We start from the raw sequence: 22,441 nt of genomic DNA on the forward strand, positions 1-22,441 counted from the left end.
TCTACTTCACTTCCTCAAAGTCAATATAATCTTCCTTGTCACCACTTGGTTTGGAATGGCGCTCATTGACAGAAAATCCGGAATGGTTTTCTGAAGCTTGATTTCCGTTCGTCTGATTGTAATACTCGTTAAAACCGCCTCCCTGGCCGTTCATTTGCTCCTGCATTGTTCTGAATTGCTTGCGCACCGTCTGGGTAGTACGTGCTACAGGAATGATGAAATCAAAAACTAGTTTATATAGTATGTATAGGCCAATTGCCCAAAATATAAATTCGATAATCATAATGTGTAAAGGTAAGATTCTCTCAAATTTCGCCTGTTAACGATTATGTAAAAGTAATGCCATAAAGGCTGAATGCCAAACGCCAAACGCTTAACGCGGGTTGCAGCAAGCGTTCAGCGTTAAGCATTAGGCGTTCAGCCTTTAGCATTTATATATTATTTGGAATTAAGACTCTCCCTCCTTACATTTGCATTCGGAAAAAGAATCAAATGAAGGGAACGGACACCGTTCCCTTCTTCTTTACAGTATGGCAAACGAAGAAAAATTAAATCCCATCACGCAGATGATGGAAGGACTGTTACAAGAGGATCCAAGCGTTTTTTTAGTGGAGGTGCGTATCAAACCAACCAATAACATAAAAGTGTTTTTGGATGCAGATGCGGGCATTTCAATAGAAAGATGTGTGTTCTTCAATCGTAAATTGTACAAACTCATTGAAGAAGCAGCGCTTTTCCCAGAAGGCGATTTTTCCCTCGAAGTATCTTCACCCGGCCTTGATGAACCTTTGAAATTGCGTCGCCAGTATCAAAAAAACATTGGCAGACAGGTGGAAGTTACTTTTAACGACGGAACAAAGCTGGAAGGTAAATTGCTGGCAGTGAATGAGAACGATCTGCTGTTGGAAGAAACCAAAGGAAAAAACAAGAAAAAAGAGCAGGTAATTCATGCTCTTGCATTTAACAACATTAAAACAACAAAAATTCAAGTAGTTTTTTAAATCGCTAATGGACTGACCATTAGGAAACTTAAATTTTCAAAGCTATGGCAAGTATAAATTTAATTGAAGCGTTCCAGGATTTTAAAGATGCAGAGAGCATTGATCGTCCTACAATGATGAAAGTCGTTGAAGATGTATTCAAGACCCTTCTTCGTAAAAAATATGGCAGCGATGAGAACTTTGACGTAATTGTAAACGCTGACAAGGGTGACCTTGAAATTGTACGCCGCAGGATGATCATGGAAGATGATGATGTGAATGATCCTAACGAAGAAGTTTCACACAGTTATGCCTTGAAAATATCTCCCGACTATGAAGTAGGTGAAGAGCTTTACGAAGAAGTGGAAATATTGGACTTCGGTCGTCGTGCTATCCTGGCCGCTAAACAAACACTTGCAAGCCGTATCGGTGATCTTAAGAAAAACGCACTGGTAAAAAAATACAACGACAGAGTAGGCGAAATTATCAGCGCAGAAGTTTATCAGGTTTGGAAAAAAGAAATCTTGCTTTTGGATGAAGATGGCAGTGAGCTAATCCTTCCAAAAAGCGAACAAATACCGCAGGATTATTTCAAAAAAGGCGAAAATATCCGCGCAGTAGTAAAAAGAGTTGACCTTAAAAATAACACTCCGGTAATCATACTTTCCCGCACCAGCCCATCATTTTTGGCTAAATTGCTGGAAATAGAAGTTCCCGAAATTTTTGATGGCCTGATTGTTATTAAGAAGATCGTACGCGAACCAGGCGAGCGTGCAAAAGTAGCTGTAGAAAGCTATGATGACAGAATTGACCCTGTAGGCGCCTGCGTTGGTATGAAAGGTAGCCGTATCCACGGTATCGTAAGAGAATTAAAGAATGAAAACATAGATGTAATCAACTGGACAAGTAACCTGCAGTTGCTGGTACAGCGTTCCTTAACGCCTGCCAAGATAACTAACATGGAAATTGACCAGGATAAAAATCAGGCAAACGTTTATTTAAAACCTGATCAGGTTTCTCTTGCAATCGGTCGTAAAGGTGTAAACATCAAGCTCGCACAGGAGTTGACAGGTTTGTCAATTGACGTGTACAGGGATAATGAAGGTGAAGTAGAAGAGTTTGATATCGACCTGAGCGAATTCTCTGATGAAATAGAAACTTGGATCATTGACGAGCTGAAACGCATAGGCTGTGATACCGCACGTAGCGTTTTAGACCTCACAGTAGATGAACTTGAAAGAAGAACTGACCTGGAAAGAGAAACTATTGAAGAAGTGAAGAAGGTTTTGGAATCAGAATTTGAAAAAGAATAATCATATGAAGATTTATTAAAACTTCTGTTTCTTTGCATTCTTAGATTCCTTCTGCATTAGTTCCGGGGAAATATTTTAATCAATATTCTACAACAAAAAAACGAACTTTACAAATTGTCAGCCAAAAAGTGCGGCAATGGACAATAAAAAATACGAATGGCAGAAACATTAACACCAAGATTGATGGCGGCGGCTAAAGAGTTTAACATCGGTAAGGATACCCTTGTGGAATTTTTGGCTGGAAAAGGATTTGACCGTGATGATTTAAAACCAACTTCCAAATTAACGGAAGATATGTATCGCTCGCTCCAGCAGGAGTTTCAGGGCGATAAAGTTGCCAAAATTAAGAGTGATCAGATTGACCTTCCCAAAGGAAATACTGATGCAAAAAGGAAGAAGGAAGAAGAAGAAATAGCATTCAAAAAAGAAGTTAAGAAAGTAGCACCAGCTACTGTTTCGCAACCTCCCGTTGCCGAACAGCCCCCAGCTGAGCAGCCAAAAATAATAGAACCAGTCGAAGCTCCCCCTGCTCCTGTAGTGGTAGAGCATCACGAACCGGCTCCTCCTGCGCCCGCACCTGCACCAGTAGTTGCTGAGCAGCAACCGGAGAAAAAAGAGCAGCCCGACGTAGTGAAGGTGAATGCTCCTGAAATTGGAGGACCTAAGGTTCTCGCAAAAATCGATCTTTCCGCAATCGATTCTTCTACACGACCTAAGAAGGTTGTTAAAAAGAAAGAAGAAGAAGAGCCAGAAGCTGAACCAGTGGTAGCAAAAGCTCAGCCTCAGGTGTCAGAACCGGAAGTTGTAAAACAACCGGAAGTAACTCCGCGAAAAGAAGAGCCGAAAGTAGAAGAAAAAGCTCCGGAAGTAAAACCTGCAAAAGAAGAAGCGAAACCTGCTCCGGTTGCAGAACCTGTTCAGGAGAAAGCTCCGGCACCTGCTCCGGTGGAAGAACAAAAACCGGTAGTTGAAGATGATGGTGGATCTGAAGCAGGACCGGTAATAGAAAACATCAAAGCCGATAAATTGGAAGGCCCTAAAGTATTAGGTAAAATTCAATTACCAATAGACAGCAATACACGTCCTAAACCTAACGATGAGAAACGTAAAAGAAAACGTATTCCTATCGATAAGAAAGGCGATCAGCCACAGCAGCGACCTCCGCATCAAGGTGGACATCCAGGTCAGCAGCATGGCGGTGGTCATCACCAGGGTGGCCAGGGTCAGGGTCAGTTCAACAGACCAAGACCTCAGTTTGGCGGGCCTAACCAACAGCAAGGTGGTCCCGGTAACAGACAAGGTGGCCAGCAAGGTGGTCAGGGCGGTGGATTCCGTGGAAACGACAGAAGAGGTCCGGGCGGTCCTGGTCAACACCCACAAAGAGGTGGTAATCAGCAAAGACCACCGATCAGAAGAGAAGATAAAGAAATAAACCAGAAAGAAATTCAGGATAAGATCCGTCAGACCCAGGCAAAACTTGCCGGTTCAAGTGGACGTGGTAAGAGCCTGAAAGCAAAATACCGTCGTGAAAAACGCCAGGAACAAGCTGAAATGTCCGGTGCAGAAAACATGCAGGATAACAAACTGCAGGTTACCGAGTTTATCAGTGTAAGTGAATTGGCAAGTTTGATGGACGTTAGCTATGCAGAAGTAATCGGAAAATGTATGGGACTTGGTATGATGGTGTCCATCAACCAGCGTCTGGATGCAGAGGTTATTGAGCTTGTAGCAAGCGAATTCGGATACGACGTAGAATTTATAGGTATTGACGATGCGGCTGAAATGGAAGAGGAAGAGGTAGTAGACTCTGCGGAGGAACTGCAACCGCGCTCTCCAATCGTTACCATCATGGGTCACGTTGACCACGGTAAAACATCTTTGCTTGACTACATCCGTAGCGCAAACGTGGTTGCCGGTGAGTCCGGTGGTATCACCCAGCACATTGGTGCATACCAGGTAGATTTGCCGAATGGTAAACAAATTACTTTCCTTGATACACCAGGTCACGAAGCGTTTACAGCGATGCGTGCCCGTGGTGCGAAAGCTACCGATATCGCGGTTATCGTAATTGCTGCGGACGATGCGGTGATGCCTCAAACAAAAGAGGCCATCAGCCACGCGCAAGCTGCAGGTGTACCGATGATCTTTGCGATCAACAAAATCGATAAAGACGGAGCCAATTCGCAAAAAATATATGAGCAACTGGCGGGCATGAACTTGCTGGTAGAATCATGGGGTGGTAAATATCAAAGCCAGGAGCTGAGTGCCAAAAAAGGTCTGAACGTAGACCAGCTGTTGGAAAAAATCCTTCTTGAAGCAGAATTGCTTGAATTGAAGGCTAATCCAAACAGGGAAGCTACAGGTACGATTATCGAGGCTACTTTGGACAAAGGCCGTGGATATGTTGCCACAGTGCTGGTACACAACGGTACCTTAAGACAAGGCGATCTTGTTGTATCAGGACAGAACTATGGTCGCGTAAAAGCAATGTTCAACGAACGTAACAAACGTGAAGACGTTGCTCCGCCTTCAACACCAGTATTGATCTTAGGTTTGAACGGTGCGCCACAAGCTGGTGAAAAATTCAAAGTGTTTGAAGACGAAAGTGAAGCAAAAGAGGTAGCAACACGCAGAGCGCAGATATTACGTGAACAAGGTATCAGAACCAAGAAACATATTACGCTGGATGAAATCGGTCGTCGTTTGGCTCTTGGTAACTTTAAAGAACTTAACCTCATCATCAAAGGTGACGTGGATGGTTCGGTAGAAGCGTTGAGTGATTCATTACAAAAACTTTCTACAGAAGAGGTTGCGGTAAGAGTGGTACACAAAGCGGTAGGTCAGATCACAGAAAGCGATGTATTGCTGGCAACAGCTTCCGATGCGATCGTGGTGGGCTTTAACGTTCGTGCATCTTCACAGGCATCCAGACTGGCAGAAAACGAAGGTGTGGAAATCAAAACATACTCTATCATCTATAACATCATCGATGAAGTTAAGAGTGCGATGGAAGGTATGCTTGAACCGAAGATCCAGGAGAAAGAGGTTGCCACCGTTGAAGTACGCGAAGTGTACAAATTTGACAAGGCCACAGTTGCGGGTTGTTTGGTTACCGATGGTAAAATCAAACGCGACAGTAAGATCCGCCTGTTCCGCGATGGTGTATTGATCTACCCAAGACAGGAAGGTGGATTTGCAGAACTCGGAAGCTTGAAACGTTACAAAGACGACGTGAAAGATGTTGCAAACAATACCGAGTGCGGTCTTACAGTTAAAGGCTTCGCTGATATCCAGGTGGGCGATACCATCGTAGCAATCGAAGTAGAAGAAGTTAAACGTACATTATAAGATCTTATACATTCAAAAGTCAAAATTTAAAAGTCAAAAAGGAAGGAACTCCGCCGGTTGTCTAAAAAGCAACACATTTTGACTTTTGAATTTTGACTTTTTTCTTTTTACAATAAACATTTGTTAAAAGAGAAAATAACAGCATTACGAAATATTTCAATAGATACTTTTGAAGTAGTTACTATATCATTGTAAGGGATAGAGTAAAACAAATACCAGATGAAAAAAGCTTTTCTTATAACAGGGCTGGCATGCATCGGAGGTTTAGGCTTCGTGCAGGCACAAAACCATAAAGTTGTTGCTGACCAAATCGTTGGGATCGTTGGTGACAAGATCGTTCTCCAATCTGACGTTACCAACTCTATACTTGACGCCAAAAGAAGAGGGCAACAATTGCCAGACAATGCAGAGTGTATTTTGATGCAGCAGATTCTTGCTCAAAAAGCAATGGTTTTGCAGGCAGAGAAAGACTCTATCGTTGTTTCTGATGAAGACATCGATGCTAAACTTGAAAACCAGATCCGTGAGTTTATCGCGCAATATGGTTCAAAAGAAGCGCTGGAGCAAATTGCAGGCAGAACCGTTTACCAGATCAAAGATGATTTCCGCCAATCATTTAAGGAGAAAGAATTAGCAAGAAAAATGCGCGATAAAATCGTAGAGTCTATCAAGATTACTCCGGTTGAAGTAAAAGCATTTTACGATAAAATTCCAAAGGACCAACTTCCATTCTACGAAACAGAAGTTGAAGTAGGTGAAATTGTAAAATATCCAAAAGCAAACCGCGACCTGGAGAAATATGCAATGGAAGAATTGAACGACTACAAGAAACAAGTAGAAAACGGACAAAAGAAGTTTGAAAATTTGGCGAGCCTCTATACAGATGATAAAGCTACAGGGGCAGGTACTTTGAATCTTAACAGGAATGAAAAAACCTGGGATCCCTCTTTCCTGAACCAGGCATTCCGTTTGAAAGACGGCCAGATATCTCCGGTTTTTAAATCAAAATTCGGTTACCATATCATTCAAATGGTAAGCAGAAACGGCGATGATGCTGTTGTTCGTCACATCCTGAAAATTCCTCAAATTACCGACGATGAATTAAATGATGCAATAAAGTTGTTGGATTCTATCCGCACCCAACTTGTAACCGGCAAGGTTGGCTTTGGTGAAGCGGTTTCCAGATATACGGACGACGAAAATGCCAAATTCACTGCGGGTATGCATTTGGGTCAGGATAACAGCACTTTCTTAACCATTGATCAGCTGGATAAAGGTGTTGTGGTGGAGCTTAAGAACCTGAAAGCAGGTGAGTACTCCAAGCCGATCGTTACTACAGATCCAACCGGTAAAAAGGTAGTAAGACTTATTTACCTGAAAACTCGCACTGAACCACACAGAGCCAATTTGAAAGACGATTACAACAAAATGGCAGACAGGGCAATCGAAGAAAAGAAAGATGATGCCATGGAAAAATGGTTCAATAGCAAATTGCCTACTTTTTACATAATGCTTGACGACCAATATAAAAATTGCCAGGAATTGCAGCCTTGGTATAAAAACGCAACCGCAGATAAATAAGTAAAAACACTTAATAAAAATAAATATTTGTGTGCCTTGAAGTTTCAAGGCACTTTTTTTTAATATTTGTAGTTATAAGAGTTTTCAAACCATTACCAAATCTTTTGTGAAAATAGAAATCCAGAAGATTTGGCAACCAACATGACCTCAACAGAGCCTAAATCGGGAGCTAACATGCTTAATGAGCTGTTTATCAGCAACCCATTGCCTATGTTCATACTGGCAAAGGACGATTTGTCTATTCTTGAGGCAAACAATGCAGCTATCTCCAGCTATGAATTCAACAGAACAGAATTACTTGAACGTTCCCTCTACGATATTGATCTGAATTTTGCCTCATTTTACCAGGAATTCAAAATTTTTACCGCTAACTCAAGCGAAAAGGTTACCCGCACACACCGCAAAAAGAATGGCCTGCTGATCGACGTCACGTTTGTTATTTCCCACATCACCTTTCATGAAAAGATATGTTTGTTGATGACGGTTACAGACAGCAAAGACATCAAGTTGGTGTATGCAGATAAGGAGGTCTGTACAACTATCAGTCGTGAGGTAAAAAAAGAATACGACTTTAGAACGCTCGCTGATAATGCCCCGAGCATCATTCAGCGTATCAATCGGGATCTCGACTACACATATATAAATAGAACGTTTGAAAAAGTTCTTAAAAAAAGTGTTAGCGATCTCATCGGGAAAAATGTGATTGATATTAACAAACACAACAGAGATTTGCCTTTGTTCCTCGAAACGGCCAACAAGGTTTTCAACGAAGGAACTACCGAAACCATCACGATCTCGATCCCCACTCCCGACCAAACCCTGCACTTTCTCACAGTTCTCGCACCGGAATACGACGAGAATGGAATAATAGAATCGATCATTGTTATCAGTAATGATATTACCGCTATAAAGATTGCCGAAAAAGAAGTACGTAAAAAAGAAGCAGAGCTGATAAGATCAAACCAACGCTTTAAGTTGGCAGCAAAGGCAACAAAGAGCGCCATTTGGGACTATGATTTTAAAACCCAGGTTTTGTATTGGGGCGATGGCTTTTATTCCCAGTTCGGCTATACCCAGGGTTATATAGAAAGCAGATTCGATTTTTGGGAGTCGCACATTCATCCGGCGGAAAAAGATAAAGTAACACAAAGCCTCGATGCATTTATAGAATTAGGCTCCAAAGAGCTTTGGAGAGAAGAATATCGTTTCAAAAGAAGCGATGGCAAATTCGTTTCAGTAGTAGATAAAGGCTATATCATTTTTGATGAAAACAAGAAAGCCATGCGAATGGTGGGCAGCATGGAAGATATAACTGAGCAGAAAAGACGTCAGAAAAAAATAATTAAAGAAGAGCTCGATAAACAAAAACTGGTGGCGCAGGCTGTAGTGGGCGCGCAGGAAAAAGAGAGAGCTGAAATTGGTAAAGAGCTGCACGACAACATTAACCAGATACTTTCCACGGCCAAACTTTTCCTTGAAGTAGCAAAGGTCAATGAACAGGAGAGAATGCTGCTGATTAAAAAAAGCGCCGACCATATTCATCACGCGATTAATGAAATAAGAAGTATTTCCAGATCGCTTGTTCCTCCAAGCATTGGTGATTTGGGCCTTTCCGAATCTATCAACGACCTTGTTTCAAACATTAAAATGTCTGGCAAGATCAATGCAATTTTTAACGCAGAAAAAGATCTTGATGCGCAGATACCGGAAAACCAGCAATTGATGCTCTTCCGCATCGTGCAGGAGCAGGTAAACAACGTGATGCGGCATGCCGAAGCAAAGAACCTTGCAGTCGTTTTCTCGAAAGAAGACAATCATTTTCAGTTGCAGATAACGGACGACGGAAAAGGTTTCAGCAAAGAAAATATTAAGAAAGGTGTTGGCTTATCAAACATTATCAGCCGCGCCGAAATTTTTAACGGAACTGTACAAATCGATTCTTCACCCGGTGAAGGGTGTACCCTTGTAGTAACTATACCTCTAAACAATTAACTACCCTATGACTAAACTGACGATTTTAATTGCAGACGACCACAAACTGATCAGGGAGACCTGGAGTTATATTCTGAACAGTGACACCCGTTTTGAAGTGGTGGCAGAATGTGGCGATGCGTTGAGCGCCGTGGAAATGGCTAAGCTGAAAAGGCCGAACATCGTTTTAATGGACATCAACATGATGCCGTTTACCGGATTTGAAGCAACAGAAAAGATCAGAAAATTATCACCCGCTTCTAAGATCATTGGCGTATCCATGCACTCGCAGCCGGCCTATGCGAAAAAGATGTTGCAGGTAGGCGCTACCGGTTACGTGACCAAAAACTCTTCAAGAGAAGAAATGTTTAAAGCCATCATAGAAGTATATAAAGGCAACAAATACATCTGCGATGAAATAAAGAATATCATTTCCCATCAAATGCTTGATGAAAAGAACGAAGAGCCGAATATCCATTCACTCACGGAGCGTGAGGTTCAGATAATAAATTTTATTAAGCAGGGAGATTCTTCGAAAGAAATTGCAGATACGCTTGACATCTCTTTAAAAACAGTTGAAGTACACAGGCATAATATTTTAAAGAAGCTGAGGCTAAAAAATACCGCTGCTTTGGTGAATTTTATCAACAATACGGGGAATTATATGAATTAAAATTCACAATCGATTGCAAAAAACGTAAGGGTTTACCCTTAGTTGAGTGTGAATAATACAATTAAACGTATGAATTTGTTTGTGAATGAGTTGCAAAAGTTAGAATAAACTAGCAATTTCACCTCGAAATCCTAATTATAATAAAAGTCCAAAGATCCAACGATTATGAAAAACGTGTCCATTATCCTTTAAAAGTCCAAATCCAAGGTCCATATCCGAAAAATCCTTTTCAGTAATCCTGTTGGAACACCCCCCAAGCCTATGAAGACTACGGGGGTTTTTTATTTTAATAGCATATCACTATACAACCGGCTGTCTATGATAGCCGGTTTTTTGTTTACTATATTTATACTGATATTTTTCACGCGCCACAAATCCGCAACAATTAAGCCAAAGTCTTGCAAATTAGTAGAGTAAACAAAATAACAGATTACTTTTTCAACCTGTCGTCACCGTTAGGGTTACCCGAAGATGTGGCTGTGCTATTTCCTCACCAATTACCTGAGGTAAAAAAAATAATTAAAATATTTTTTACCCGATACTTTAATGACAATGAACAAAGACATTTTATCGTGGGCATTAATCCGGGCAGATTTGGTGCCGGAGTGACGGGCATTAATTTCACCGCACCAAAGCAGTTGACAGAAAATTGTCACATCGCCAATTCCTTTAAAATGCAAACGGAGCTATCTGCAGAGTTTGTATATGAAGTAATAGATGCCTATGGAGGTTGTGAAGCATTTTATAAAAGATTTTATCTCGCCTCCGTTTCGCCACTTGGCTTTGTAAAAAATGGCATTAACCTCAACTACTATGATGATGTGGAACTGAAAGAAGCCATTAAACCGTTTGCAATTGACAATATGCAGAAGCAAATAAAAATGCTGCAGACAAACCGTAACAAATGCATTTGCCTTGGCGAAAAGAACTTTGCTTTTTTCAACGACTTAAATAATGAACATCATTTTTTCAAGGAAATAATAAAACTGCCGCATCCAAGATTCATCATGCAATACAAACGAAAAACAAAAACAGAGTTTATACAGAAATACCTGGATGCGCTTGCGCAACTTGGGAGTTAATTACCTTTCATTCTAAACGAAATTCTATGAGCTTCTTTAAAACTTGTTTGATCGCTGCACTCGCAATTTTTGCCATGGCATGCAACTCTTCAAAAAAATCGACAAATTATAACTACGTATACAAACCGCAATCACAAGCGCTGTTTGACACCATAGCACATTTAGACAGTGTTTTTTTCAGTGCTTATAACAGGTGCGATATCGATGTGCAGGCGGCAATGTTTAGTGACACTATCGAGTTTTACCACGACAAGGGCGGCTTGATGACAGACAAAGCACAAATTCTTTCGGATACCAAAAAGTACGTTTGCGGTAACAAGGTTAGTCGCGAACTGGTAAAAGGAAGCATAGAAGTGTATTCAATCAACAATTACGGCGTGGTAGAAATGGGCTTGCATAAATTTCACAATGGCATTGAAAACTCCACATCAGAGCCGTCTAAGTTTATTATTTTTTGGCAAAACGTTAATAACAAATGGTTGATAAAGCGTGTGGTGAGCCTGCACTAAAAATCGATCAGGTATAAGCGTTGCCACAAACTTTCTTATCTTTCCTAAAACTCTATCTACATGGCTACATTACCTCCTGAGAAAGTAAAACAGTTTTTTTTTATTGGTGTGTTGGTTGTTCTGGGCTGGATACTTTTCAGGGAATTACAGAGTTTTATTCCGGCGTTTTTGGGAGCACTCACTTTTTATGTACTGCTACGCAAATGGATGTTTCGTCTTTGTAAAAGAGGCTGGAAAAAAGGCTTGGCGGCAGCCGTATTGATGTTGTTATCTTTCCTCATCATCATGTTACCCATTTACTTCATGGTAAATATGTTGTCATCGAAAGTGATTTATTTAATACAGCACTCCGATGAAATAACCCAGTCGTTGAAAACATTTATAAATGAACTTGAGAAGAGATTAGGCTATGAAATTCTTAACGATGAGAACATTCAAAAACTAAGCGACCTGATAATGAAAGAGCTTCCGGCTCTGCTCGGCGCCACCTTCAGCACGCTTACCACTATAATAATGATGTATTTCATTCTCTACTTTATGCTGGTGAGCGGCGATAAAATGGAAAAATGGATCAACGAGTTTTTCCCGTTGAAACCCGCCAATATTCAATTGCTGCGTAAAGAGATCCATAATATGGTAGTAAGTAATGCAGTAGGGATACCTTTAATTGCCTTGCTGCAGGGTTCTGTGGCGCTAATCGGTTATTTGATCTTAGGGGTAAACGAGCCATTCCTATGGTTTGGAATCACCTGTTTTACGGCTATGATACCGGTTTTAGGAGCCGCGCTCGCCTATGTTCCCTTGTCCATAATCTTTTTTGCCAATGGGGAAACCTGGCGCGGAGTGGCATTGCTGATCTTTGGCTTTGGCTTCATTGGCACCGTGGACAATATTTTTCGTTTCTGGCTACAGCGCAAAATTGGGGACGTTCACCCCCTTATAACCGTATTTGGAGTGCTGATTGGGGTGCCGTTATTCGGGTTTATTGGGTTAATTTTTGGTCCATTGCTCATTTCAATGTTCCTTTTACTGATAAAAATTTATGGTGTAGAATTCAATTTGGTTGATTCTCAGGAGATTAAAAATTAGCTGATAAAGCTACAGATCGGTTTTTATGATTATATAAACAGTTTCTTAATATAATAATCGGGAACTTTGCGCGTTATAAAAATCCATTAGTGGAAAACCGATCAATATGCGAAAAAGTAAAAGAAACTTGACTGTGTGTGCCGGGCTAATATTGATGCTCACTGTTCCTGCTTTGATTTCAGGTAAAACACGCAAAATCCGTAAATATTCCAAGCCTGCCGTAGTCGCAGCGCCTGCAACCTATGCAGCTATTTCAAGCAGCACAATGGCGATGGCGGATCAAATATATGATTCTCTGGAACTTGCAACCTCAGGCTTGAGCGAACAGGCGTTCGAATTTGCCTGGAAAGGGTATCAAAAACTACGTGCAAAAGGAATGCTGGCGAAAGATGGCATCCTGTCTATCTGCGACTTCAGTCAGTCATCACGCAATAAAAGATTATATGTAATTGATCTGGTAGGCATGAAGTTGCTTATCAATACGTATGTTGCTCATGGCAGAAATACCGGCGGCGAATATGCAAAATCATTCTCTAATAATCCCAACAGCCATAAAAGTAGTCTTGGATTTTATGTTACAAGATCCACTTACTCTGGTTCCCATGGCTTATCTTTGAAAATAGATGGCGTTGAAAGAGGTTTTAACGACAAAGCCCTGAAAAGGAATATTGTTGTTCATGGCTCAGAATATGTGGGCACATCTTTCATCGACAGAAACCCATTTTCCGGAAGAAGCTACGGTTGTCCAGCTGTGCCGGATGATGAATCTGCAGAAGTTATTAATTCCATTAAAGACGGAAGCTGTCTTTTTATCTATTACCCCAATAAAACCTACATTTCAAAGTCTCAGCTTTTAAAAGGCTAATGCTGTTTAAAATTTGAACCATTCTTCGCAATAGTTGTTTGTTAGAAGGATTGTGATTTGGAATAGTACATTATATAAATGCGTTTGGCACAAGAACGGAATCGACACTAAAAAAGAATTGTTTTGAATTTTAACGAATTAAACCTTCATCCTGATCTGCTCGAAGGCATACAGGCCTCCGGTTACGAAAATGCTACACCTGTTCAGGCACAGGTGATCCCCCTTATTTTATCAGGTAAAGACATTATTGCATCTGCCCAAACGGGAACCGGTAAAACGGCTGCGTTTCTTTTGCCGGTGATCAACAAATTATTACAACATAGAAACGACAACCAGGTAAGTGCCTTAGTGCTTGTTCCTACAAGGGAGCTAGCCATTCAAATAGGCCAGCACCTGGAGGGGCTTTCTTATTTCACCAATATTAGTTCCATTGCTATTTACGGCGGTAACGACGGGAATAACTTTGTGGTAGAGAAACAGGCCCTGCGCATGGGAGTGGACATCGTTGTGTGTACACCCGGCCGCATGATCGCTCACTTAAACATGGGCTATGTGCCACTAAAAGGCTTGCAGTTCCTTGTTTTGGATGAAGCCGACCGTATGCTCGACATGGGCTTCCAGGAAGACATCAGGAAAATAACTTCTTTCCTTCCCGCTAAAAGACAGACCTTACTTTTTTCTGCAACAATGCCGGAAAAAATAAGAACCCTGGCAAAGCAAATCTTACAAAATCCTTCAGAGGTAAACATATCCATCTCCAAACCACCGGAGAAAATTCAACAACAGGCGTATGCTGTTTTTGAACACCAGAAACTGCCGTTGGTGAAAAGCGTTTTGCAAAGCACCACCTTCAAAAGCGCACTTGTATTTTGCAGCAGCAAGCAAAGTGTAAAAAAATTGGTGGCTGAATTAAGGCAAGGTGGACTTACCATTGGTGAAATGCACAGCGATCTTGAGCAGTCAAGCCGTGAAGACGTATTGCTGAAATTCAACAGTGGACGAATTCCCGTATTGGTAGCGACAGACATTCTTTCAAGAGGTATTGATATTGATACGATAGATCTTGTAATCAACTACGATGTGCCGCACGATGGTGAAGACTATGTGCACCGTATCGGAAGAACGGCAAGGGCAGAAGCGGAAGGTGTTGCGATCACGTTGATCAGCGAGAGAGAGCATGGCCGCTTTGCACGCATTGAAAAATTGATTGGTAAAGCAGTAGATAAATTACCTGTTCCTGAAGCACTGGGAGAAGCCCCGGTGTATAACCCTTCAATAAGAAACAGCAACGGCAGTGGCGGCGGTAAAAGAAAATTTTACAAGCCCAAGTCACAAGGCAACCGCAACAAGAAATTTGTATAACATTTTCGCGTGGTAGGGGCGAATCGTATTCGCCCTCTAACACCCCGAATGTGCACCACCCAAGTTTCGCATTCCGTTATTATCCAAAAACATTCAGCGCCATTTGCGTAAATTGCCTGTTTCAAAAACCTGCAATTGAAATCCAGCAAAGAACAATTATCAGCCGGCGACAAAAAGCTGATTGACTTCTTCAATAGAAAAGTGGAAGAATATAACGTTCCCGCTTTTATACCTGATGATCCCATTAGCATTCCGCATAAATTTTCTAAAAAACAAGACCTAGAAATAGCAGGTTTTTTCGCCGCCATCCTCGCATGGGGCAACAGAAAGACGATCATCAACTCCTGCACAAAGCTGTTCAACCTGATGGATAATGCACCTCATCAGTTTGTGACATCATTTGAAGAAACAGACCTGATTCCTTTCATCGATTTTGTGCACCGCACATTCAATGCAACAGATCTTTTTCACTCGCTCAAATTTTTACAGCATCACTATAAAGAAAACGCATCATTGGAAACCGCGTTCTCAAAATGGATGCAACCCGATGATGAGAATATAGAAAGTGCACTCAACGGGTTTCATCACTACTTTTTTGCTTTTGATGAATTTCCTGAACGCACGAGAAAACATATTGCTGCACCGTTTAAGAAGTCTGCCTGCAAAAGGCTAAACATGTATTTGCGCTGGATGGTACGAAACGATAACAAAAAAGTCGATTTTGGCATCTGGAAAAAAATAAAACCTTCGCAATTGATCTGTCCGATGGATGTACATGTTGCACGAGTGGCAAAACGGTTTAATTTGCTGGAAAGAAAACAAGTCGACTGGCAAGCAGCTGTTGAATTGACAGCCTATCTTTCGAAGCTGGATAAAAGCGACCCGGTGAAATATGATTTTGCATTATTCGGCCTGGGCGTAATTGAAAAATACTAAAGCATTAATGGACACTAACGAAAAACTCATATACAATTTACAAAATGAATTTGCGGTATCGATTCCGCCAACGGTATCGTTTGATCAAATGATTGCCATGATTGCCGTTCCGGTAAATGAGTTGATACAAAAGGATTTTCAAAGGCTAGTTGGCATCCTTTATCGATTAGATGTAAGTGAACCAAAACTTCGGTACATGCTGAAAATGCATAACGAAGAAGACGCGGGAAAAATAATAGCCACATTGATCGTAGAACGCGAATTACAAAAAATAAAAACAAGACAAGAGTTTAGAAAGAACGATGACGAGATTGATGAAGAAGAGCGGTGGTGAGACGCTGAACGCCAAACGCTTAATGCTTAACGCAAGATGCGGCATTCTGCGTTTAGTGTTAGGCGTTCAGCATTAAGCGTTATCTTTGAGAAACTACCTATCTCCCAATACTGCACAAACACTTATTCTCATGCAGTATACAATTCATCTCTGGAAACAAGCGCCGTTTTTACGCTTGCTGCTCCCTTTTATTATCGGACTTCTTTTGCAATATCATTTTGCATTTGTTTTAAACGCTTGGTTGGCAATTGCCGCGATTGCATGCCTTGTGTTTGTCGTTTTTCTATTGCTGCCGCTCAAACGAAAATTTAGTCAGTCATGGATAAGCGGCGTTGCGATAAATGCAACGTTGATTTGTTTAGGTGGCATATTGTTTTATGAAAACACCGGAACCAATGATGCATGGTGCATTAAGAATAACTATGCTTCGCAAAAATTACTGCTAACGCTGCAGGAGCCGTTGACGGAAAAAGAAAGGTCTTTCAAAGCAAAGGCAACTGTAGAGTTGATGGGAGATGACAGCACATGCAAATCTGCCACCGGCAACATCATCGTGTATTTGCAAAAAGACAGCCTAAAGCCTGCACTTACATATGGCTCGCAAATCGTTATTGACAAACCTTTACAACTTATTCGCAACTCCGGCAACCCTGCTTGTTTTGACTATGAACAATACTGCGCCTTCCAGCATATTTATTACCAGGTTTTTCTGAAACCAAGTGAATATGTAGTGTTGAAAGAAAAGAAAACAAACTTCGCGAAGCAATTTCTTTTCAATGCAAATGATGCCATTACCACCATTTTGCAAAAAAATATTACCGGCACAAAAGAGCTTGGACTTGCTGAAGCATTGTTGATTGGTTATAAAGAAGATCTTGATAAAACGTTGGTGCAATCATATTCAAACACCGGCGTAGTACATATTATCGCTATTTCCGGATTGCACCTTGGCGTCATTTATTTTCTATTGTTGCTCTTGTTGAAACCACTAAGCGACAAAAGAAAGCTCAATAGAATTTTGAAACCGGTGATAGTAATTGCATTCCTTTGGTTGTTTAGCATTATGTCAGGCGCCTCGCCATCTGTATTGCGATCTGCGGTAATGTTTACTTGCATTGTGATCGGGAACAGTATTTCCAAACAATCATCAGTCTACAATACGTTAAGCGTTTCTGCACTTTTACTGCTGTGCTATAATCCTTTCTGGTTGTGGGATGTAGGGTTTCAGCTATCCTACGCAGCGCTTTTAAGTATTGTTATTTTCATGAAGCCAGTTTACCATTGCATTTACATCACGAATAAATTGCTCGATAAAATATGGCAGGCTGCTGCCGTAACGCTTGCAGCACAAGTATTGACCACACCAATAAGTATTTATTATTTCCATCAGTTCCCTGTTTTCTTTTTGATGACAAATCTGTTGGCAGTACCTATTTCGACGATAATATTGATTGGAGAAATCGTATTGTGCTGTGTTTCCTTTATAGCGCCCGTTGCGGCTTTTGTTGGGAAAATATTAACCTCGCTTTTGTGGTTGATGAATACGATAGTTGAACGCATAGAAGCCATTCCATTTAACATGTGGGGCGGCTTGCAGATTAGCATCCTGCAAAATTTAGTACTGTATATTTTTATTGCTTCGGTTGCGTTGTGGTTGTTAGAAAAATATAAGCATTACATGTATGTTAGCTTGCTTTCTCTTTTGTTGTTCGTAAGCCTTCGCACTTACTCATTTTACAAAGCTTCAAAGCAGGAAAGAATAATCGTATACAACATTCCGCAAAGGCAGGCAATAGACATAATCAATGGCAGAAACTATCAATTCATTGGAGATAAAGAATTACGACAAGATGGCTTCCTGCAAAGCTTTCATTTAAAGCCGTCACGCATTTTACAGAGGATAAAATCTGATACTGCGAATACAGAAAACATCATTCTATGGAAAGGCAAGCGAATTGTTATTTTAAATGAATCGATGGGATATGAAAAGACAGGGGAAAAAATAAATGCCGATGTGATAATCATTTCTCATAGCCCTATGCTAAACATCTGCGACATCACAAACGTCTTTGATTTCAAGACAATAGTATTCGACGGATCAAATGCAGATTGGAAAATTTCTAAATGGAAAGAGGAGTGCAAACAACTCAATCAACAATATTTCTCAGTAAAAGACGGCGGCGCATTCATAATGGATTTTTAATTCATCGTGAAAAAATCAGTGCAAATCCGTCTAATCCGTGCCATCCGTGTGCCAAAAAACAAAAATCCCCATATTGCTATGGGGAAATGAATAGGCAATTAGTCGGACAAAGAGTTATTAACCAAGAGGCAGAACGGTTCTGCCGTAAACTTCATTTAAAACCTGGGCAACGCCAGTATAAAAAGCACTAAGGCCACAAAAAATACCTTCATAACCTGCAAAGGTTCTCATTGACGTATTTCCCGTAAAATCGCTTATGGCAAGCAAAAAGAACAGAACAGTAAGCGTAGCAAAAACAACCTGCAATGCACGGCTAAGTCTTAAGGTGCCAATAAACATAAACAATGTAAAGAGTCCCCACATCAGCAGGTAATAACCCACACCGGTGGCGCTTGATTTATACGACGCGCCAAAGGAAGTATTGGGTACCAGCCAGAGACAAACCAGCGTGAGCCAGAAAACGCCATAGGAAGTAAAGGCTGTAGCGCCAAATGTGTTGTTCTTTTTCCATTCCTGGATTCCGGCAACAATTTGCGCAAATCCGCCCATGAATATGCCCATGCCAATGATCATGGAGTTCAATTCAAAAAAGCCGGCGTTATGAATATTTAGTAAAACGGTGGTCATTCCAAAACCGAGTAGACCTAAGGGAGCGGGGTTGGCCGTATTGTCTTTTACGGCAACGATCGTTTCAGTCGACATAAATTTTTTACATATGGGTTAAAGTGAACAAATGCAATCGGTTAAATTTACTATTCTTTCAAACAAAACGATCAATCGTTAAATATTTTTTAGAAAATGTGGAGAAAGTTTTTAACCGCAATTTTTGCCACTGAGACACAGAAACACAGAGAAAGTTGATAATAAGACAATAGATTTTCCGTACTTCTGTGTCTCTGTGGCAGATTCCTCTAACGTCGCAAATCTTCGTTTTCTTTGCGCCAACTTTGCGCGCTTTGCGGTTAGAGCGAATAAGATGCTGATTGCCATGTATTTGAGCGCGATATGTCAATAAATCGCCTGTCATATTAATTTCTTGTGCTAAATTTGCGCCTCTTAATAGAAATTCCCATATCCGGTTACATTCTTTACAACCGTCAATTAGTACTATTAATATGAACAAAAAAATTCAATCAGCATTGATCTCCGTTTTTTATAAAGACGGACTGGAACCAATTGTTAAAACACTTTCCGATCTTGGCGTTACCATTTACAGCACAGGCGGAACACAACAGTTTATCGAAAAATTGGGTATCAAATGCGTACCGGTTGAAGATGTAACTTCTTATCCTTCCATTTTGGGCGGTCGTGTTAAAACGCTTCACCCGAAAGTATTTGGTGGAATCCTGGGAAGAAGAGGTAATGAACAGGATGTTCAGGAAATGAAACAATATGAAATTCCTGAGTTGGATCTCGTGATTGTTGACTTGTATCCTTTCGAGGAAACAGTTGCTTCTACAAGCGAAGAAAAACTGATCATCGAAAAAATTGATATCGGCGGTCCATCTATGATTCGTGGTGCTGCGAAAAATTTCAGCGACGTTGTGGTAGTGGCTTCTAAACAAGACTATGCTTTACTGAATCAGATCATAACAGATCAAAAAGGTGAAACTACGATCGATCAGCGTAAAGCATTTGCTGCAAAAGCATTTGAAGTGTGTGCGCATTACGATGTAGCCATCTCTAAATATTTTACTCCGGCTAACGGCAACTATTTCTTTGAATCAGTTCCGGAAGCAAAAATTATGCGTTACGGTGAAAACCCGCATCAACAAGGCGTTTTCTATGGCAAGCTGGATGAGCTCTTCAACCAAATAAACGGTAAAGAACTTTCTTACAATAACCTGGTTGATGTCGATGCTGCGGCGCAATTGATCAAAGAATTTACCGATACTACTTTCGCTATTATCAAGCATACGAATGTTTGCGGTATTGCACAAAGACCTTCTGTAAAAGACGCATGGGATGCTGCTTTGGCAGGTGATCCTGAAAGTGCGTTTGGTGGCGTGTTGGTTTGCAATGGCACTATCGACAAGGCAACTGCAGATGCCATCAATGAAATTTTCTTCGAAGTATTGATTGCTCCTGCTTTCAACGAAGATGCGATGGAAGTGTTGAAATCTAAAAAGAACAGAATTCTTTTGCAAAGCAAAGCGCCTTTGAACGTAAAGACTCAATACAAATCTTTACTGAACGGTGTATTGGTGCAGCAAACTGACGAAGGCAATTTTGAAAAATGGGAAGAAGTAGGCGGCAGATCATCTTCTGAAGCTGAAAAGAGCGATTTGACTTTCGCTAACCTTGTTTGTAAACACCTTAAGAGTAACGCTATTGCTCTGGTTAAAAACAAACAGCTGATTGGTAAAGGTTGCGGACAAACAAGCCGTGTAGATGCTTTGCGTCATGCGATTGAAAAAGCGAAACAATTTAAATTCGATTTGAAAGGTGCGGTATTGGCGAGCGATGCGTTTTTCCCATTCAATGATTGCGTGCAAATGAGCCACGAAGAAGGAATGGAAGCATTCATTCAGCCAGGCGGTTCCATTCGCGATAAAGATTCTATTGAATATTGCAAGCAACACAACCTTGCAATGGTTATGACAGGAATGAGGCATTTTAGGCATTAGTCAAATAATTGAATAACTGAATGACTGAATAACTGAATGTTTATTTTCGATTTGGGTTTATAACAATCGAACATTCAGTTATTCAGTTAATCAGTTATTCAGTCATTGCTTCCAAACTCCCAATACACCACATCCCTCATAAACACTTCATGCACTTCTTTCCATCCTTTGAAAAAAGAATCTGTCCCAAAGGCCGTGTTGTGCCAGATAGTGATCATTAAGCCATTCACTTCTTTAACGGAACGGTAATATTGCATTAACTCCTCAAACGCTTGTGTGGGAGAAAGTTTTTCTTCATACAAACAATTCGCTTCCATGTAGCAGAAAGGAAATAGCTGGAGGCTTGTCGTCTGTTCATTTTCCAGGTCGTACCAATAAAAAGAAGAAGCAATAGATGCGCGGAAACCATTGATGCTGCCATAACCCATAGAAAAATCCTTCTCAATTCCTGCAGCGATTAATCTTCTGAAAGTTGTTGGCAGCGTAAACCTTATGTAATGTTGGCGGCTGTATTTTACGGCGTCATCTGTAATGAATTCGAGCCAGCCAATTTCCTGTTTTAATAGTTTATGATGATCCCCGCTTTGCCAGGACGGATGTATGCCCACCGTTCCCTTCTTTGACTGGTATTGAATAAGGCTTTGCAGCGCTTTTTTGGATGGATTGATATTTTTATCAACCCCCGTTTGCCTGTCTGCCAAAAGGAAAAAGTAGTATGGTCTTACCTTGCAGTAAAGATGCAGCGCATCCAGCCATTCATAAGAATCGTAAGGGTCTGTTTCTTTGCGTTGCAAAACCGTCACACGTTCGTGAAATTGACTCCAGTTGCCGCGAAGGATTGATTTAAGCAAAGCGCCCGTTGTTCTTACTAAACCTTTGTGTCTGTACTTCCAGGCAATGTCAATATCGTAAGTGGGAATGTATTTGAACTTTTGCTGCCTCCATGCAATGTCCGGAAATTTTTCCTGCAATGCCTTTTTCAAATCGATCAACCAATAGTTAACCAAAGGCTGGTTCAAAAAGCCCTCCTTAAAGGCAAGTGAATTGGTATGAGCAAACCGTCCGTACTCATCCAAAGTATGCGGCAAATATTCTTCGTAGCGACTTAACAAATAAAAAGACGCAGCCAGCACATCAAAAGGATGATCGCTATCTGCCTGCCAGAAAAAAGCTTTGTGGTGATTGTTTTGTACAACAATAATTTCCTGTGCGGAAATATCGTTTTCAAACAAAAGATTAGCGGGACGGATGTAATATTCATCGCTGCCTATTCGACTATCGGAGTAATTGATTTTTGGAACTTTTTGCGAAGCGAAAAAACCGCTGTTGCTTGTAATTTGTACAGGTTCCTGCAATAATTCGCTGCTGATAAAGCTTACAATATATTCAAGGCGCGGGGTGATATTGGACGAGTACAGCAACATGTGTCGAAAATAGAAAACAGAAAGCAGATTTTAGAGTTTTTTAATAACAGAATAACTGAATAATTGAATAACTGAATGTTTCTTTTCTATTTTGCTCTACGAAAATCGGACATTCAGTTATTCAATTATTCAGTTATTCTGTTA

The 22,441-nt window shown here is 40.8% G+C and carries 18 protein-coding genes; 15 read left to right on the forward strand and 3 right to left on the reverse strand.

What is annotated here, in order from left to right; genetic code table 11:
• Window position 1: 1 nt before the first annotated feature.
• Entirely contained in the window at window positions 2-283 is a 282-nt protein-coding gene (locus KTO63_RS11250) for a DUF4834 family protein (protein ID WP_217791385.1), read from the reverse strand.
• Between the two features lie 247 nt (window positions 284-530).
• Between KTO63_RS11250 and KTO63_RS11255 the strand changes: the two genes are divergently transcribed.
• From KTO63_RS11255 to KTO63_RS11320, 14 genes are all read left to right on the forward strand, one after another.
• On the forward strand, window positions 531-1,001 hold the full coding sequence (locus KTO63_RS11255; protein WP_217791387.1) for an LSm family protein: 471 nt from the start codon (window positions 531-533) through the stop codon (window positions 999-1,001).
• A 44-nt stretch (window positions 1,002-1,045) separates the two neighbouring features.
• A complete protein-coding gene (nusA, locus tag KTO63_RS11260; RefSeq protein ID WP_217791388.1) occupies window positions 1,046-2,293 on the forward strand; it encodes a transcription termination factor NusA in 1,248 nt (415 codons plus the stop codon).
• 156 nt (window positions 2,294-2,449) lie between these two features.
• Window positions 2,450-5,641, forward strand: a complete 3,192-nt coding sequence (gene infB, locus KTO63_RS11265) for a translation initiation factor IF-2 (RefSeq protein ID WP_232373136.1) — start codon at window positions 2,450-2,452, stop codon at window positions 5,639-5,641.
• A 219-nt stretch (window positions 5,642-5,860) separates the two neighbouring features.
• The gene (locus KTO63_RS11270) at window positions 5,861-7,222 is read left to right on the forward strand and encodes a peptidylprolyl isomerase (RefSeq protein WP_217791389.1); all 1,362 of its coding nucleotides are present in this window, start codon (window positions 5,861-5,863) and stop codon (window positions 7,220-7,222) included.
• A 174-nt stretch (window positions 7,223-7,396) separates the two neighbouring features.
• Complete coding sequence (locus KTO63_RS11275; RefSeq protein WP_217791390.1) at window positions 7,397-9,214, forward strand: sensor histidine kinase; 1,818 nt, start codon at window positions 7,397-7,399, stop codon at window positions 9,212-9,214.
• A gap of 7 nt (window positions 9,215-9,221) precedes the next feature.
• A complete protein-coding gene (locus KTO63_RS11280; RefSeq protein WP_217791391.1) occupies window positions 9,222-9,866 on the forward strand; it encodes a response regulator transcription factor in 645 nt (214 codons plus the stop codon).
• A gap of 398 nt (window positions 9,867-10,264) precedes the next feature.
• Window positions 10,265-10,948 carry a uracil-DNA glycosylase family protein gene (locus KTO63_RS11285; protein ID WP_232373137.1) on the forward strand — a complete coding sequence of 228 codons (684 nt, stop codon included), beginning with the start codon at window positions 10,265-10,267 and terminating at the stop codon, window positions 10,946-10,948.
• Between the two features lie 26 nt (window positions 10,949-10,974).
• The gene (locus tag KTO63_RS11290; RefSeq protein WP_217791393.1) at window positions 10,975-11,457 is read left to right on the forward strand and encodes a nuclear transport factor 2 family protein; all 483 of its coding nucleotides are present in this window, start codon (window positions 10,975-10,977) and stop codon (window positions 11,455-11,457) included.
• Between the two features lie 60 nt (window positions 11,458-11,517).
• Window positions 11,518-12,546, forward strand: a complete 1,029-nt coding sequence (locus KTO63_RS11295; protein WP_217791394.1) for an AI-2E family transporter — start codon at window positions 11,518-11,520, stop codon at window positions 12,544-12,546.
• 106 nt (window positions 12,547-12,652) lie between these two features.
• A complete protein-coding gene (locus tag KTO63_RS11300) occupies window positions 12,653-13,411 on the forward strand; it encodes a murein L,D-transpeptidase catalytic domain family protein (protein WP_232373138.1) in 759 nt (252 codons plus the stop codon).
• Window positions 13,412-13,534: 123 nt separating this feature from the next.
• Window positions 13,535-14,773 carry a DEAD/DEAH box helicase gene (locus KTO63_RS11305; protein ID WP_217791395.1) on the forward strand — a complete coding sequence of 413 codons (1,239 nt, stop codon included), beginning with the start codon at window positions 13,535-13,537 and terminating at the stop codon, window positions 14,771-14,773.
• Between the two features lie 135 nt (window positions 14,774-14,908).
• Window positions 14,909-15,709 (forward strand): TIGR02757 family protein, encoded by an 801-nt coding sequence (locus tag KTO63_RS11310; RefSeq protein ID WP_232373139.1) that lies wholly within the window; start codon window positions 14,909-14,911, stop codon window positions 15,707-15,709.
• A gap of 7 nt (window positions 15,710-15,716) precedes the next feature.
• Window positions 15,717-16,043, forward strand: coding sequence for a hypothetical protein (locus tag KTO63_RS11315; protein WP_217791396.1), 327 nt, complete (start codon window positions 15,717-15,719; stop codon window positions 16,041-16,043).
• A 130-nt stretch (window positions 16,044-16,173) separates the two neighbouring features.
• Entirely contained in the window at window positions 16,174-18,246 is a 2,073-nt protein-coding gene (locus tag KTO63_RS11320; RefSeq protein WP_217791397.1) for a ComEC/Rec2 family competence protein, read from the forward strand.
• Between the two features lie 117 nt (window positions 18,247-18,363).
• Here KTO63_RS11320 and KTO63_RS11325 read toward each other — a convergent pair whose 3' ends face one another.
• Window positions 18,364-18,948 (reverse strand): acetate uptake transporter, encoded by a 585-nt coding sequence (locus KTO63_RS11325; protein ID WP_217791398.1) that lies wholly within the window; start codon window positions 18,946-18,948, stop codon window positions 18,364-18,366.
• Window positions 18,949-19,361: 413 nt separating this feature from the next.
• Between KTO63_RS11325 and purH the strand changes: the two genes are divergently transcribed.
• Window positions 19,362-20,873 (forward strand): bifunctional phosphoribosylaminoimidazolecarboxamide formyltransferase/IMP cyclohydrolase, encoded by a 1,512-nt coding sequence (gene purH / locus KTO63_RS11330; RefSeq protein ID WP_217791399.1) that lies wholly within the window; start codon window positions 19,362-19,364, stop codon window positions 20,871-20,873.
• Window positions 20,874-20,971: 98 nt separating this feature from the next.
• On the opposite strand, the gene KTO63_RS11335 is transcribed toward purH, so the two are convergent.
• On the reverse strand, window positions 20,972-22,297 hold the full coding sequence (locus KTO63_RS11335) for a polysaccharide deacetylase family protein (RefSeq protein WP_217791400.1): 1,326 nt from the start codon (window positions 22,295-22,297) through the stop codon (window positions 20,972-20,974).
• Window positions 22,298-22,441 lie beyond the last annotated feature (144 nt).

It is taken from the genome of Pinibacter aurantiacus (genome assembly GCF_019130065.1).
Classification (GTDB): Bacteria; Bacteroidota; Bacteroidia; order Chitinophagales; family Chitinophagaceae; genus Pinibacter; species Pinibacter aurantiacus.

What these genes read in the sequence shown, in the direction of transcription:
- KTO63_RS11325 (WP_217791398.1), bottom strand. Translation starts at nt 18,948, where the DNA reads ATGTCGACTGAAACGATCGTTGCCGTAAAAGACAATACGGCCAACCCC.
- KTO63_RS11300 (WP_232373138.1), top strand. Translation starts at nt 12,653, where the DNA reads ATGCGAAAAAGTAAAAGAAACTTGACTGTGTGTGCCGGGCTAATATTG.
- KTO63_RS11250 (WP_217791385.1), bottom strand. Translation starts at nt 283, where the DNA reads ATGATTATCGAATTTATATTTTGGGCAATTGGCCTATACATACTATAT.
- infB (WP_232373136.1), top strand. Translation starts at nt 2,450, where the DNA reads ATGGCAGAAACATTAACACCAAGATTGATGGCGGCGGCTAAAGAGTTT.
- KTO63_RS11275 (WP_217791390.1), top strand. Translation starts at nt 7,397, where the DNA reads ATGCTTAATGAGCTGTTTATCAGCAACCCATTGCCTATGTTCATACTG.
- KTO63_RS11320 (WP_217791397.1), top strand. Translation starts at nt 16,174, where the DNA reads ATGCAGTATACAATTCATCTCTGGAAACAAGCGCCGTTTTTACGCTTG.
- KTO63_RS11280 (WP_217791391.1), top strand. Translation starts at nt 9,222, where the DNA reads ATGACTAAACTGACGATTTTAATTGCAGACGACCACAAACTGATCAGG.
- KTO63_RS11290 (WP_217791393.1), top strand. Translation starts at nt 10,975, where the DNA reads ATGAGCTTCTTTAAAACTTGTTTGATCGCTGCACTCGCAATTTTTGCC.
- KTO63_RS11270 (WP_217791389.1), top strand. Translation starts at nt 5,861, where the DNA reads ATGAAAAAAGCTTTTCTTATAACAGGGCTGGCATGCATCGGAGGTTTA.
- KTO63_RS11315 (WP_217791396.1), top strand. Translation starts at nt 15,717, where the DNA reads ATGGACACTAACGAAAAACTCATATACAATTTACAAAATGAATTTGCG.
- KTO63_RS11255 (WP_217791387.1), top strand. Translation starts at nt 531, where the DNA reads ATGGCAAACGAAGAAAAATTAAATCCCATCACGCAGATGATGGAAGGA.
- purH (WP_217791399.1), top strand. Translation starts at nt 19,362, where the DNA reads ATGAACAAAAAAATTCAATCAGCATTGATCTCCGTTTTTTATAAAGAC.
- nusA (WP_217791388.1), top strand. Translation starts at nt 1,046, where the DNA reads ATGGCAAGTATAAATTTAATTGAAGCGTTCCAGGATTTTAAAGATGCA.
- KTO63_RS11295 (WP_217791394.1), top strand. Translation starts at nt 11,518, where the DNA reads ATGGCTACATTACCTCCTGAGAAAGTAAAACAGTTTTTTTTTATTGGT.
- KTO63_RS11335 (WP_217791400.1), bottom strand. Translation starts at nt 22,297, where the DNA reads ATGTTGCTGTACTCGTCCAATATCACCCCGCGCCTTGAATATATTGTA.